This is a genomic window from Klebsiella sp. GG_Kp146 (assembly GCF_040061975.1).
GTDB classification, from domain to species: Bacteria; Pseudomonadota; Gammaproteobacteria; order Enterobacterales; family Enterobacteriaceae; genus Klebsiella; species Klebsiella quasipneumoniae.
Genome location: NZ_JBEAHA010000024.1, coordinates 1 through 14,310, shown reverse-complemented (window position 1 = coordinate 14,310; position 14,310 = coordinate 1). Strand labels below are relative to the sequence as shown.

Here is a 14,310-nt window from a genome sequence, read left to right as displayed (position 1 = left end):
CTCGAATTGAACGGGCGTCGCTGCCGGCGCCCGTCCCCGCTTACAGAAAGCCGTACATCGCAGCGAATACCCAGCCAAAAACGCAGGAGACGCCAACGCCGATGAGCCCGGGCAGGATAAAGCTGTGGTTAATCACAAAGCGGCCAATATGGGTGGTCCCTGAGCGGTCAAACTGGATTGCCGCCAGATCGCTGGGGTAGGTCGGCAGAATATAGTAGCCATAGCAGGCCGGCGCAGAAGCCACGATATAGGCCGGGTCGACGCCGATGGCCAGGGCCACCGGAACAATCGCCGCCAGCGCTGCCGCCTGCGAGTTCACAAACTTCGAAACCAGCAGCAGCACGATGGCATAGGCCCATGGATACTCTTTGACCATCTCCCCGAGCACCCCTTTAATTTCGGTCATGTGAGCGCCAAACATGGTCTCCGCCATCCAGGCGATGCCGTACACCGCGACGATAGCGATCATTCCCGAACGAAAGACCTCATTCTTGGAAATCGATGCCGGGTTGGTTTTAGTAATGATGATGATCAGCGCCCCGGAGAGCAGCATAAACATCTGGATCACCAGCACCATCGACAGCGGTTTACCGTCAAAGGCCGGACGCAGTTCAGAGAAGGCGCCGAGCAGCGCCACCACAGCGATGGAGGCCAGAAAAATCCACATCGCTATCCAGTTGCTGGTGGGCAACTTTCTATCCAGCAGCGTCGCCGTATCGCCATAGACGTAATGGCGGTTCTCCGGTACCGCAATAAACGCCTGGAAGGCTTCGTCTTTATCCAGATCTTTGCCACGGAACCAGCTGAAGATGCCGATGGCTAAAATGCCCAGCAGTGTGGAAGGAATGGTTATCGCCAGCAGATCGAGAAACTCCAGATGTTTACCGTTAAAGGTAAAATTCCCCAGCATCGCCACCAGCGAGACCACCGCCACCGAGACCGGGCTGGCGATGATCCCCATCTGGGCGCCAATGGAGCTGGCGGCCATCGGACGCTCCGGGCGAATGTTATTCTTAATCGCCACATCGTAGATAATCGGCAGGATGGTATACACCACGTGACCGGTACCGCAGAGGATAGTCAGCGTGCAGGTGACGAAAGGCGCCACAATAGAGACATATTTTGGGTTTCGCCGCAGCAGCTTCTCGGCAATCTGCAGCATGACATCCAGGCCGCCGGACGCCTGCAGCGTCGCCGAGGCGGCCACCACCGCAATGATCACCAGCATCACATCAACCGGCGGTTTACCCGGCTGGAGATGAAAAACAAAGACGAGGATCACTAAACCGATGCCGCCCAGCAGCCCCAGCGCAATACCGCCTTTTCGGGCACCATAAAACAGACAAATTAAGATAATAATGAGTTGTATCGCGAATTCCATGCAGCCCCCAGAGCCTGTCCGCTCAGACCTAAAGTAATGATCCCTACCTGCCTGCCGGGATTATTTCTGCGCCTTGTTGGGGGAAGCATGAGATGCAGCGATCCCTCTCCAGAGCCGACGCGCCGAAGATAAAGCAGCAGCAGTAATCCCATGATTCATCAGGTATTTTGAATATATCCTCTTTGAATTGTTTATTTTTTGATATGAGTAGAAGTTTTACCCATATATAAAGAAAGGTTTTTGAGGTGAAAGGCTAAAGGATATTTTTTATGAATTAATTGCTAAAAAATTGCATCCTGGATATGGCGTAAATGTAATTAAAGACGGGGACTGCGGAGAACAGGCAATAAAAAAGCCGGTCAGGAAACCTGACCGGCTTTTTAGCAGTGCATCAACGATTAATCGTTGTCAGAACCGCCCAGACCTGCGTTGAGCAGCTCTGCCAGGTTGGCAGATGCTTCTTCCACGCTCACCTGCGGTGCCGCCGGCAGTTCGCCAGCAGCGCGACGGCGCATACGATCCTGGTGGTACGCATAACCGGTACCGGCCGGGATCAGACGACCCACGATGACGTTCTCTTTCAGACCGCGCAGTTCGTCGCGTTTGCCCGCAACGGCTGCTTCGGTCAGCACGCGAGTGGTCTCCTGGAACGATGCCGCGGAGATGAAGGACTCGGTGGCCAGAGACGCTTTGGTGATACCCAGCAGATCGCGGGAGAACGTTGCGCCCACTTTGCCGTTCGCTTCCAGTTCGCGGTTCGCGATCTTGACGCGGGAGTATTCCACCTGCTCGCCTTCGAGGAAGTCGGAGCTGCCTGCGCTTTCGATGGTGGCTTTACGCAGCATCTGACGAACGATAACTTCGATGTGTTTATCGTTAATCTTAACGCCCTGCAGACGGTATACGTCCTGGACTTCGTTAACAATGTAACGGGTCACAGCATGTACGCCACGCAGACGCAGAATGTCGTGCGGTGCTTCCGGACCGTCGGAAACTACGTCACCACGTTCTACACGTTCACCTTCAAACACGTTGAGCTGACGCCATTTCGGAATCATCTCTTCGTACGGCTCGCTACCGTCTACCGGGGTGATAACCAGGCGACGTTTCCCTTTGGTTTCTTTACCGAAGGAAATGATACCGCTGATTTCAGCCAGAATAGCCGGCTCTTTCGGACGACGTGCTTCGAACAGGTCCGCAACGCGCGGCAGACCACCGGTGATGTCCTTGGTACCGCCGGATTCCTGCGGAATACGCGCCAGGGTGTCACCAGAGCTGATCTGTACGCCATCTTCCAGCTGAACAATCGCTTTACCCGGCAGGAAGTACTGAGCAGGCATATCGGTACCTGGGATCAGAACGTCGTTGCCCTGAGCATCAACGATTTTCAGCGCCGGACGCAGATCTTTACCACCTGCGGTACGTTCTGCAGAGTCCAGAACCACCAGCGAAGACAGACCGGTCAGCTCGTCGGTCTGACGAGTAATGGTCTGGCCGTCGATCATGTCAGTGAAGCGGATAAAACCACTCACTTCGGTGATAACCGGCATGGTGTGCGGATCCCAGTTTGCGACGGTTTCACCGCCGGCAACCTGCTCACCGTCGCCTTTCGCCATAACCGCACCGTAAGGCACTTTATAGCTCTCTTTGGTACGACCGAATTCGTCGATCAGCTTCAGCTCGGTGTTACGAGAAGTGATAACCAGTTTACCGCTGGAGTTCACAACCGACTTCGCGTTGCTGAGCTTGATGCTACCTTTGTTTTTCACCTGGATGCTGGATTCAGCAGCCGCACGAGATGCCGCACCACCGATGTGGAACGTACGCATCGTCAGCTGTGTACCCGGCTCACCGATGGACTGTGCCGCGATAACGCCGATAGCCTCACCTTTGTTGATGATGTGGCCACGCGCCAGGTCACGACCATAGCAGTGCGCACATACACCAAAGTCGGTGTCACAGGATACAACGGAACGCACTTTGACGGAGTCAACGGAGTTCGCTTCCAGCAGGTCACACCAGTGCTCGTGCAGCAGCGTGTTGCGTGGAACCAGAATATCCGCAGTACCCGGCTTCAGCACGTCTTCCGCCGTCACACGACCCAGTACGCGATCGCGCAGCGGCTCTTTAACGTCGCCACCTTCGATAACCGGCGTCATAGTGATGCCTTCCAGGGTGCCGCAGTCGTCTTCAGTGACGACCAGGTCCTGGGCAACGTCGACCAGACGACGAGTCAGGTAACCGGAGTTCGCTGTTTTCAGTGCGGTATCCGCCAGACCTTTACGCGCACCGTGCGTGGAGATGAAGTACTGGAGTACGTTCAGACCTTCACGGAAGTTCGCGGTGATCGGCGTTTCGATGATGGAGCCATCCGGCTTCGCCATCAGACCACGCATACCGGCCAGCTGACGAATCTGTGCAGCAGAACCACGCGCACCGGAGTCGGCCATCATGTAGATGCTGTTGAAGGAAACCTGCTGCTCTTCCTGACCATCACGGTTAATCACGGTTTCGGTTTGCAGGTTATCCATCATCGCTTTGGATACACGATCGTTCGCCGCAGCCCAGATATCGATAACTTTGTTATAGCGTTCGCCCGCGGTCACCAGACCGGACTGGAACTGTTCCTGAATCTCAGCAACTTCCGCTTCCGCTTCGCTGATGATTTCGTATTTTTTCTCCGGGATGACCATGTCATCGATACCAACGGATGCACCTGAACGCGCTGCGTAAGCAAAGCCAGTGTACATCGTCTGGTCCGCGAAAATAACGGTCGGTTTCAGGCCCAGAATACGGTAACAGGTGTTCAGCATCTTGGAGATCGCTTTCTTACCAAGCGCCTGGTTCACGATAGAGAACGGCAGACCTTTCGGTACGATCATCCACAGAATGGCACGGCCAACGGTCGTGTCTTTCAGGCTGGTTTTCGCGACAAACTCACCATTGTCGTCTTTTTCGTATTCAGTGATACGCACTTTAACGCGCGCATGCAGAGAGGCCAGGCCGGCGCGATAAATACGCTCAGCTTCTTTCGGGCCAGTCAGCACCATGCCTTCGCCTTTGGCGTTAACACTGTCACGGGTCATGTAGTACAGACCCAGTACAACGTCCTGAGACGGAACGATGATTGGTTCGCCGTTCGCCGGGGACAGGATGTTGTTGGTAGACATCATCAGCGCACGCGCTTCCAGCTGGGCTTCCAGCGTCAGCGGTACGTGAACAGCCATCTGGTCACCATCGAAGTCGGCGTTGTATGCCGCACAAACCAGCGGGTGCAGCTGGATGGCTTTACCTTCGATCAGAACCGGTTCGAATGCCTGGATACCCAGACGGTGCAGGGTCGGCGCACGGTTCAGCAGGACCGGGTGTTCGCGGATAACTTCGTCCAGGATATCCCAAACGACAGCTTCTTCGCGCTCAACCATCTTCTTAGCGGCTTTGATGGTGGTGGCCAGGCCACGCAGTTCCAGCTTGCCGTAGATGAACGGTTTGAACAGCTCCAGCGCCATTTTCTTCGGCAGACCGCACTGATGCAGACGCAGGTATGGACCTACGGTGATAACAGAACGACCGGAGTAGTCAACACGCTTACCGAGCAGGTTCTGACGGAAACGACCCTGTTTACCTTTGATCATATCGGCCAAAGATTTCAGAGGACGTTTGTTAGAACCGGTGATCGCACGACCGCGACGACCGTTGTCCAGCAGGGCGTCAACCGCTTCCTGCAGCATACGTTTTTCGTTGCGTACGATGATATCCGGCGCAGCCAGATCCAGCAGACGTTTCAGACGGTTGTTACGGTTGATCACGCGACGATACAGATCGTTGAGGTCAGACGTCGCGAAACGACCGCCATCCAGCGGAACCAGCGGACGCAGATCTGGCGGCAGTACCGGCAGAACGGTCAGGATCATCCACTCCGGCTTGTTGCCAGACTGTACGAAGGCTTCCAGCAGCTTGATGCGCTTGGTCAGCTTTTTACGCTTGGTTTCGGAGTTGGTTTCGTTCAGCTCTTCACGCAGCTGCTCGCATTCCTGCTCCAGATCCATATTGCGCAGCAGCGCCTGGATCGCTTCCGCACCCATCTTCGCGTCGAATTCGTCACCGAACTCTTCCAGCGCGTCCAGGTACTGTTCTTCGGTCAGAATCTGGTTGCGTTCGAGGTTGGTCATGCCACCTTCGATAACCACATAGGATTCAAAGTACAGTACACGTTCGATATCGCGCAGCGGCATATCCAGCAGCAGGCCGATACGGGACGGCAGGGATTTCAGGAACCAGATGTGCGCAGTCGGACATGCCAGCTCAATGTGGCCCATGCGCTCACGACGCACTTTAGTCTGGGTCACTTCAACGCCGCACTTCTCACAGATCACACCGCGGTGTTTCAGGCGCTTGTACTTACCGCACAGGCACTCATAGTCTTTTACCGGCCCAAAGATACGGGCGCAGAAAAGGCCGTCACGCTCAGGTTTGAACGTACGGTAGTTAATGGTTTCCGGCTTTTTAACTTCACCGAAAGACCATGAACGGATCATGTCTGGCGAAGCCAGAGCAATTTTGATCGCATCAAACTCTTCGGTTTTAGTTTGCGCTTTCAGAAACTTTAATAAGTCTTTCACGGATTTGCTCCCGTCGGAGTTAGCACATTCCGCTGCCGGGCGTTAACCCGGCAGCAGTGACCTGTTTGAGCGAGAATTACTCGTCTTCCAGTTCGATGTTGATGCCCAGCGAGCGAATTTCTTTCAACAGTACGTTGAAGGATTCCGGCATGCCCGGTTCCATCTGGTGATTGCCGTCCACGATGTTTTTATACATCTTGGTACGACCGTTCACGTCATCAGACTTAACGGTGAGCATTTCCTGCAGGGTGTAGGCTGCGCCGTATGCTTCCAGCGCCCACACTTCCATCTCACCGAAGCGCTGACCACCGAACTGCGCCTTACCACCCAGCGGCTGCTGAGTCACCAGGCTGTAAGAACCGGTGGAACGCGCGTGCATTTTGTCGTCGACCAGGTGGTTCAGTTTCAGCATGTACATGTAACCCACGGTTACCGGACGCTCGAACTGCTCACCGGTGCGGCCGTCGAACAGGGTGATCTGACCGGAAGTCGGCAGGTCGCCCAGCTGCAGCAGCGCTTTAATTTCCGCTTCTTTCGCACCGTCGAACACCGGCGTTGCGATCGGCATACCTTTACGCAGGTTTTCAGCCAGACGCAGAACTTCTTCATCGCTGAAGGTATTCAGGTCAACTTTCTGACGAACGTCAGCGCCCAGATCGTAGGCACGCTGGATGAACTCGCGCAGTTTCGCGACTTCCTGCTGCTGTTTCAGCATGGCGTTGATCTTATCGCCGATGCCTTTCGCAGCCATACCCAGGTGAGTTTCCAGGATCTGACCGATGTTCATACGAGACGGTACGCCCAGCGGGTTCAGGACGATATCTACCGGCGTACCGTTAGCATCGTGCGGCATATCTTCGATCGGGTTGATCTTAGAGATAACACCCTTGTTACCGTGACGACCTGCCATCTTGTCACCAGGCTGGATACGGCGTTTAACGGCCAGGTATACCTTAACAATCTTCAGCACGCCCGGTGCCAGATCGTCGCCTTGGGTGATTTTGCGGCGTTTCGCTTCGAGTTTTTTCTCGAACTCGTGTTTCAGTTCGTCGTACTGCTCAGCTAGTTGTTCCAGCTGATTTTGTTTCTCTTCGTCGGTCAGGCCCAGTTCCAGCCAGCGATCGCGCGGCAGTTTGTCGAGCTTCTCAGCTTCAACGCCACCGGAGACCAGCACCGCGTAGATACGACTGAACAGACCGGCTTCGAGGATCTGCAGTTCTTCAGACAGGTCTTTTTTGGCCTGCTTCAGCTGCATCTCTTCGATTTCCAGCGCACGTTTGTCTTTTTCTACGCCGTCACGGGTAAAGACCTGAACGTCGATAACGGTACCAGAGACACCGTTCGGTACGCGCAGAGAAGAGTCTTTAACGTCAGACGCTTTCTCACCGAAGATCGCACGCAGCAGTTTCTCTTCCGGCGTCAGCTGGGTTTCACCTTTCGGCGTAACCTTACCAACCAGAATGTCGCCGCCGGTCACTTCCGCACCGATATAAACGATACCGGACTCATCCAGTTTGGAGAGCGCAGCTTCACCCACGTTCGGGATGTCAGCGGTGATCTCTTCCGGCCCCAGCTTGGTGTCACGGGACACGCACGCCAGTTCCTGAATGTGGATAGTGGTGAAACGGTCTTCCTGGACAACACGCTCGGAAACGAGGATGGAGTCTTCGAAGTTGTAGCCGTTCCACGGCATGAACGCGACGCGCATGTTCTGACCCAGCGCCAGCTCACCGAGGTCGGTGGACGGGCCGTCGGCCAGCACGTCGCCGCGCTCGATAGGTTCGCCCAGGGACACGCAAGGCATCTGGTTGATGCAGGTGTTCTGGTTAGAACGGGTGTATTTAGTCAGGTTATAGATGTCGATACCCGCTTCGCCCGGGTACATCTCGTCTTCGTTAACTTTGATAACGATACGGGAAGCATCCACGTACTGAACGGTACCGCCGCGCTTAGCAACGGCAGTAACGCCGGAGTCGACGGCTACAGCACGTTCCATACCGGTACCAACCAGCGGCTTATCTGCGCGCAGAGTCGGAACGGCCTGACGTTGCATGTTCGCACCCATCAATGCACGGTTGGCGTCATCGTGTTCCAGGAACGGGATCAGGGACGCACCGACGGATACCACCTGCTGGGTGGATACGTCCATGTAGTCAACCTGGTCGCGGCTGAACAAGCTGGATTCGCCTTTGCTACGGCAGGTCACCAGATCTTCTACGAAGTGGCCGTTTTCATCCAGGTTGGAGTTCGCCTGAGCGATAACGTAGTTGCCTTCTTCGATAGCAGACAGGTAGTGAATTTCGTCGGTAACCACACCGTCGGTCACTTTACGATACGGCGTCTCGAGGAAGCCATATTCGTTGGTCTGCGCGTATACGGACAGGGAGTTGATCAGACCGATGTTCGGACCTTCAGGCGTTTCGATTGGACATACGCGACCGTAGTGAGTCGGGTGTACGTCTCGAACTTCGAAGCCTGCGCGCTCACGGGTCAGACCGCCTGGGCCGAGTGCGGAGATACGACGTTTGTGCGTGATCTCAGACAGCGGGTTGTTCTGGTCCATAAACTGAGACAGCTGGCTGGAACCAAAGAACTCTTTCACTGCTGCGGAAATCGGCTTGGCGTTGATCATATCCTGAGGCATCAGGGTATCCAGATCGCCCAGAGACAGACGCTCTTTCACCGCACGTTCTACACGTACCAGGCCAACGCGGAACTGGTTTTCCGCCATTTCGCCAACGGAACGGATACGACGGTTGCCGAGGTGGTCGATATCGTCCACTTCGCCTTTACCGTTACGGATATCGATGAGCTTCTTCATCACTTCGATGATGTCGTCTTTGCTCAGGATACCGGAACCTTCGATTTCGTCGCGCAGCAGAGAACGGTTGAACTTCATACGACCAACCGCGGACAGATCGTAGCGGTCTTCGGAGAAGAACAGGTTCTCAAACAGGCTTTCAGCGGCTTCACGAGTCGGCGGCTCGCCAGGGCGCATCATGCGGTAGATTTCTACCAGCGCGCTCAGACGATCGTTAGTCGGGTCGACGCGTACCGTTTCAGAGATGTATGGACCGTGGTCCAGATCGTTGGTAAACAGCGTTTCGATGCGCTTGTGGCCAGACTGGCTCAGCTTAGCCAGCAGATCCAGGCTCAGCTCCATGTTCGCCGGGCAGATCAGTTCGCCAGTCGCTTCATCGATATAGTCTTTAGCCGCCACTTTGCCCGCGATATATTCAACCGGCACTTCGATATGCTTGATATCGTCTTTTTCCAGCTGACGGATATGGCGAGCCGTGATGCGACGGCCTTTCTCAACGTACACTTTGCCGTTGGCTTCGATATCGAAGGAGGCGGTTTCACCGCGCAGACGCTCCGGAATCAGCTCCATCTGCAGCTTGTTGTCGCGAATTTCAAAGACCACTTTTTCGAAGAACAGGTCAAGGATCTGCTCAGTGGTGTAATTCAGCGCGCGCAGGATGATGGTAGCCGGCAGCTTACGACGACGGTCGATACGAACGAACAAGTTGTCTTTCGGGTCGAATTCGAAGTCCAGCCAGGAACCGCGGTAAGGGATGATACGTGCGTTATACAGAACCTTACCGGATGAGTGAGTCTTACCTTTGTCACTGTCAAAGAAGACGCCCGGGCTACGGTGCAGCTGAGAAACGATAACACGCTCGGTACCGTTGATGACGAAGGTACCGTTGTCGGTCATGAGCGGGATTTCGCCCATGTAGACTTCTTGTTCTTTAATGTCTTTGACGGTGCCTTCCGGCGCTTCGCGCTCGTAGATCACCAGACGCAGTTTTACGCGCAGCGGTGCAGAGTAAGTCACGCCACGGATCTGACATTCTTTAACGTCAAAAACCGGTTCGCCCAGACGGTAGCTGACGTATTGCAGCTCGGAATTACCGCTGTAGCTCTGAATCGGGAACACGGAACGGAAAGCAGCTTCCAGACCGTACTGCCCTTCAGGATCTTGCTCGATAAACTTCTGGAACGAGTCAAGCTGGATAGAAAGGAGATATGGCACATCCAGAACTTGTGGACGTTTACCAAAATCCTTACGAATACGTTTTTTCTCGGTATAGGAGTAAACCATAGGGTTCCTCAGCTCGCTGACAAGTCGACCCATCTGCCCGCAGAGGGCAGTTTTTTATGCAACACTATTTTGTTGACCGGAAAATGGAACACTTTCCGCAATGCCTGTTGCTATCACGCTTAAACCATTTCATTGCGATTTACACAGCCCAGGAACCCTAACCTGTCGCAGTATATTAAGTCGTCGATAGAAACAAGCATTGAGAGGCAAACCAGTAGTCAAACAGCGTGAAACGCTACTGGCGCCTTACAGCGCAAAAAGGCTGGTGACCAAAAAGTCACCAGCCTCAGCCTGATTTCTCAGGCTGCAACCGGAAGGGTTGGCTTATTTAACTTCAACTTCAGCGCCAGCTTCTTCCAGAGATTTTTTCAGAGCTTCAGCGTCGTCTTTGCTGATGCCTTCTTTCAGTGCAGCCGGAGCAGATTCTACCAGGTCTTTAGCTTCTTTCAGACCCAGGCCAGTCGCGCCACGTACTGCTTTGATAACAGCAACTTTGTTAGCGCCAGCAGCTTTCAGAATTACGTCGAATTCAGTTTTTTCTTCAGCAGCTTCAACCGGGCCAGCAGCTACAGCTACAGCAGCAGCAGCGGAAACACCGAATTTTTCTTCCATTGCAGAGATCAGCTCAACAACGTCCATTACGGACATAGCGGATACTGCTTCAATGATTTGATCTTTAGTGATAGACATTTAAATTGTTCCTGAATATCAGAATAAGTTTATACGTAAGCGAATGCTTTACAATGATAACTGCGATTAAGCAGCTTCTTTCGCATCGCGTACAGCAGCCAGAGTACGAACCAGTTTGCCAGCCGAAGCTTCTTTCATGGTTGCCATCAGGCGTGCAATTGCTTCTTCGTAGGTCGGCAGAGTTGCCAGGCGGTCGATCTGCGACGCCGGGATCAGCTCACCTTCAAAGGCAGCGGCTTTGACCTCAAATTTTGCATTCGCTTTCGCGAACTCTTTGAACAGACGAGCAGCAGCGCCCGGGTGTTCCATAGAGTATGCAATCAGGGTCGGACCAACAAACGTGTCTTTCAGGCACTCGAACTGAGTACCTTCAACGACGCGGCGCAGCAGGGTGTTACGAACAACACGCATGTATACGCCAGCTTCACGACCTGCTTTACGCAGTTCAGTCATTTTATCTACAGTTACGCCACGGGAATCCGCAACTACTGCAGACAGCGCGCCTTTGGCTACTTCGCTGACTTCAGCAACAATCGCTTGTTTGTCTTGAAGATTTAAAGCCATTAGCTTTGCTCCTGGATGTTTGCCAGAGCCTATGCTCTGGAACTCACTTCACTCAATTCAACGAATAGAGCGTCTAAATACGGTGAGCAGAAACAAGCCAGAATATCCAAAAATAATCTTAGCGTTCTGTCACCGTCTACGCAGGGGATTAAGTTTCTTGCGAAACACCTGCGGTCTTCGACGGAGGCCTGGATAGGCCAGGCTCCAACGAACAATTCGGTTACCTGCTAACCATCGTTAGCAAACGTGGGCGAAGATTGTAGACAAATTCGCCGCCCACGTAAAGGCATTAGTTTGCAGAAGCGTTCAGGCCAGCCTGATCTACTGCAACACCTGCACCCATGGTGGTGGAGATGCTAACTTTCTTGATGTACACGCCTTTCGCCTGAGTCGGTTTTGCTTTTTTCAGCGCAACCAGCAGAGCTTCCAGGTTTTCTTTCAGTTTGTCAGCGTCAAAGTCCACTTTACCGATGGTGGTGTGGATGATGCCGTTTTTGTCGTTACGGTAACGAACCTGACCTGCTTTCGCGTTTTTAACCGCTTCAGCAACGTTCGGAGTTACGGTACCCACTTTCGGGTTCGGCATCAGGCCACGCGGACCCAGAACCTGACCCAGCTGGCCAACAACGCGCATTGCATCCGGGGAAGCAATAACAACGTCAAAGTTCATTTCGCCTTTTTTGATCTGCTCAGCCAGATCTTCCATACCTACCAGCTCAGCGCCTGCAGCTTTAGCAGCTTCAGCGTTTGCGCCCTGGGTAAATACGGCTACGCGAACGGAACGGCCAGTACCGTGCGGCAGTACAGTTGCGCCACGGACGTTCTGGTCAGATTTACGCGCGTCGATGCCGAGGTTAACGGCAACGTCTACGCTTTCGGTAAATTTAGCGGTGGCCAGCTCTTTCAGCAGAGCGATGGCTTCGTTGATGTCGTACTGTTTAGTTGCATCAACTTTCTCACGGATCACGCGCATGCGCTTGGTCAGTTTAGCCATTTCTTAGTCCTCCACTACCAGGCCCATGGAACGTGCAGTACCTTCGATGGAGCGAGTCATCGCTTCAATGTCGGCACCAGTCATGTCGGCAGCTTTGGTCTGCGCGATTTCCTGCAGCTGAGCGCGGGAGATTTTACCCACTTTATCTTTGTTCGGCTTACCGGAACCAGACTTGATGCCTGCAGCTTTCTTCAGCAGAACAGCAGCCGGCGGAGTCTTGGTAACAAAGGTAAAGGAACGGTCAGCGTAAACGGTGATAACAACCGGGATCGGCAGACCTTTCTCCAGGGAATCAGTTTTGGCGTTGAACGCTTTGCAGAATTCCATGATGTTCACGCCCTGCTGACCCAGTGCTGGGCCGACCGGCGGGCTCGGGTTCGCCATACCAGCTGCAACCTGCAGCTTGACGTAGGCTTGGACTTTCTTAGCCATTCTTAAATCCTCAAATTGGGTATTAACGCTTCAGAGAAGCTCCCCGTGATTAAACATCGTTTTACGGGCCGGGCCCATAAAAACAAAAGGCGCGAAATTGTATGCCAATTTCGCGCCCTATGCAACGATTAAATCGCTGCTTTTTTGATCGCCGGCTTACGCCTTCTCAACCTGGCTGAAGTCCAGTTCTACCGGGGTCGCACGACCGAAGATAGAAACGGAAACTTTCAGGCGGGACTTCTCATAGTCCACTTCTTCCACCACGCCGTTAAAGTCAGCGAACGGACCGTCGTTAACGCGAACCATTTCACCCGGTTCAAACAGCGTTTTCGGACGCGGCTTATCGCCAACCTGCTGCAGACGATTCATGATGGCGTCGACTTCTTTGTCGCTGATCGGCGCCGGACGGTCAGAGGTACCGCCGATGAAGCCCATCACGCGCGGTACGCTGCGCACCAGGTGCCAGCTTGCGTCGTTCATGACCATCTGGACCAGAACGTAGCCCGGGAAGAATTTACGTTCGCTTTTGCGACGCTGGCCGCCACGGATCTCAACCACTTCTTCGGTCGGGACCATGACTTCACCAAATAACTCTTCCATGTTGTGTAATTTGATATGTTCACGCAGCGACGTGGCTACGCGACCTTCAAAACCGGAAAACGCCTGAACGACGTACCAGCGCTTTTTAGGAGCTTCAGACATCTCAGAACCTCAGGCCAGTGATAAAGGAGACCAGGCGAACCAGAATACCATCCAGTCCCCACAGGATCAGTGACATTACTGCAGTCACGGCAGCAACAATCAGCGTAGTATGCAGCGTTTCCTGGCGAGTCGGCCAAATCACTTTACGAACTTCGGTTCTCGCTTCGCGAGCAAAAGCAACGGTCGCCTTACCTTTCGTCGTCAACAGCGCGACGCCACCGGCAGCAGCAATAAGAATAACCACGGCCAGCGCACGCACCGCCAGCATAATGTCGCGATAAAGGAAGTTGCCCACGATCGCCACGATCAGCAGCACGGCAACGATAATCCACTTCATCGCTTCCAGGCCGCGCCCGCTCCCTTGAGCTTCGGTATTCGCACTCATAAACCAACCTGTCAGAAGTATTCTACAAACAATTTCACCCCGCGGGGGCGAGGCGATCCAAACCGAAATTAAGTTTCGGATTATACACTTAACTATTCAAATTGCTTCAACGCTGACGGTTCTGTCGCCCCTGCCCTGCTGTTGCAAAGAAGGATACTGATTTGCCGTCGCACTACCGCTCGAATGGTTTGGTGTATAAACGCCCTCTTCAGAGCCTGTCTCAGCAATGATTATGACAAATAAAATCACTGATGAGCCAGGTTCTGGTGTGAAAGCGTGCAAAAAGGGCATCAAATGATGCCCTTTTATTGCGCATTGCGTCAAATGTTATCAGCGATTAGCCGAGAACTTTAGCAACCACGCCCGCGCCAACGGTACGACCGCCTTCACGGATTGCGAAACGCAGACCATCGTCCATCGCGATCGGGTGGATCA

Annotated in this window: 10 protein-coding genes; all 10 read right to left on the bottom strand. The window is 53.8% G+C overall.

Annotation, left to right across the window (positions count from 1 at the left end; all coding sequences use genetic code 11):
- Positions 1–40 precede the first annotated feature (40 nt).
- Positions 41–1,381 (bottom strand): anaerobic C4-dicarboxylate transporter DcuB, encoded by a 1,341-nt coding sequence (gene dcuB, locus ABLU95_RS20410; RefSeq protein WP_004206756.1) that lies wholly within the window; start codon positions 1,379–1,381, stop codon positions 41–43.
- Between the two features lie 398 nt (positions 1,382–1,779).
- A complete protein-coding gene (rpoC, locus tag ABLU95_RS20405) occupies positions 1,780–6,003 on the bottom strand; it encodes a DNA-directed RNA polymerase subunit beta' (protein ID WP_023291591.1) in 4,224 nt (1,407 codons plus the stop codon).
- Positions 6,004–6,079: 76 nt separating this feature from the next.
- Positions 6,080–10,108 carry a DNA-directed RNA polymerase subunit beta gene (gene rpoB / locus ABLU95_RS20400; RefSeq protein ID WP_004206758.1) on the bottom strand — a complete coding sequence of 1,343 codons (4,029 nt, stop codon included), beginning with the start codon at positions 10,106–10,108 and terminating at the stop codon, positions 6,080–6,082.
- Between the two features lie 324 nt (positions 10,109–10,432).
- Positions 10,433–10,798, bottom strand: coding sequence for a 50S ribosomal protein L7/L12 (gene rplL, locus ABLU95_RS20395; protein ID WP_002884142.1), 366 nt, complete (start codon positions 10,796–10,798; stop codon positions 10,433–10,435).
- A gap of 66 nt (positions 10,799–10,864) precedes the next feature.
- Positions 10,865–11,362, bottom strand: a complete 498-nt coding sequence (gene rplJ / locus ABLU95_RS20390) for a 50S ribosomal protein L10 (protein ID WP_001207203.1) — start codon at positions 11,360–11,362, stop codon at positions 10,865–10,867.
- A 289-nt stretch (positions 11,363–11,651) separates the two neighbouring features.
- Positions 11,652–12,356 carry a 50S ribosomal protein L1 gene (rplA, locus tag ABLU95_RS20385; RefSeq protein ID WP_002884036.1) on the bottom strand — a complete coding sequence of 235 codons (705 nt, stop codon included), beginning with the start codon at positions 12,354–12,356 and terminating at the stop codon, positions 11,652–11,654.
- 3 nt (positions 12,357–12,359) lie between these two features.
- Complete coding sequence (gene rplK, locus ABLU95_RS20380) at positions 12,360–12,788, bottom strand: 50S ribosomal protein L11 (RefSeq protein WP_002884034.1); 429 nt, start codon at positions 12,786–12,788, stop codon at positions 12,360–12,362.
- 156 nt (positions 12,789–12,944) lie between these two features.
- Positions 12,945–13,490 (bottom strand): transcription termination/antitermination protein NusG, encoded by a 546-nt coding sequence (gene nusG / locus ABLU95_RS20375; RefSeq protein ID WP_001287521.1) that lies wholly within the window; start codon positions 13,488–13,490, stop codon positions 12,945–12,947.
- A 1-nt stretch (position 13,491) separates the two neighbouring features.
- A complete protein-coding gene (secE, locus tag ABLU95_RS20370) occupies positions 13,492–13,875 on the bottom strand; it encodes a preprotein translocase subunit SecE (protein ID WP_002883772.1) in 384 nt (127 codons plus the stop codon).
- Between the two features lie 337 nt (positions 13,876–14,212).
- A partial coding sequence (locus ABLU95_RS20365) for an elongation factor Tu (protein WP_072082015.1) occupies positions 14,213–14,310 on the bottom strand: 98 nt, incomplete at its 5' end.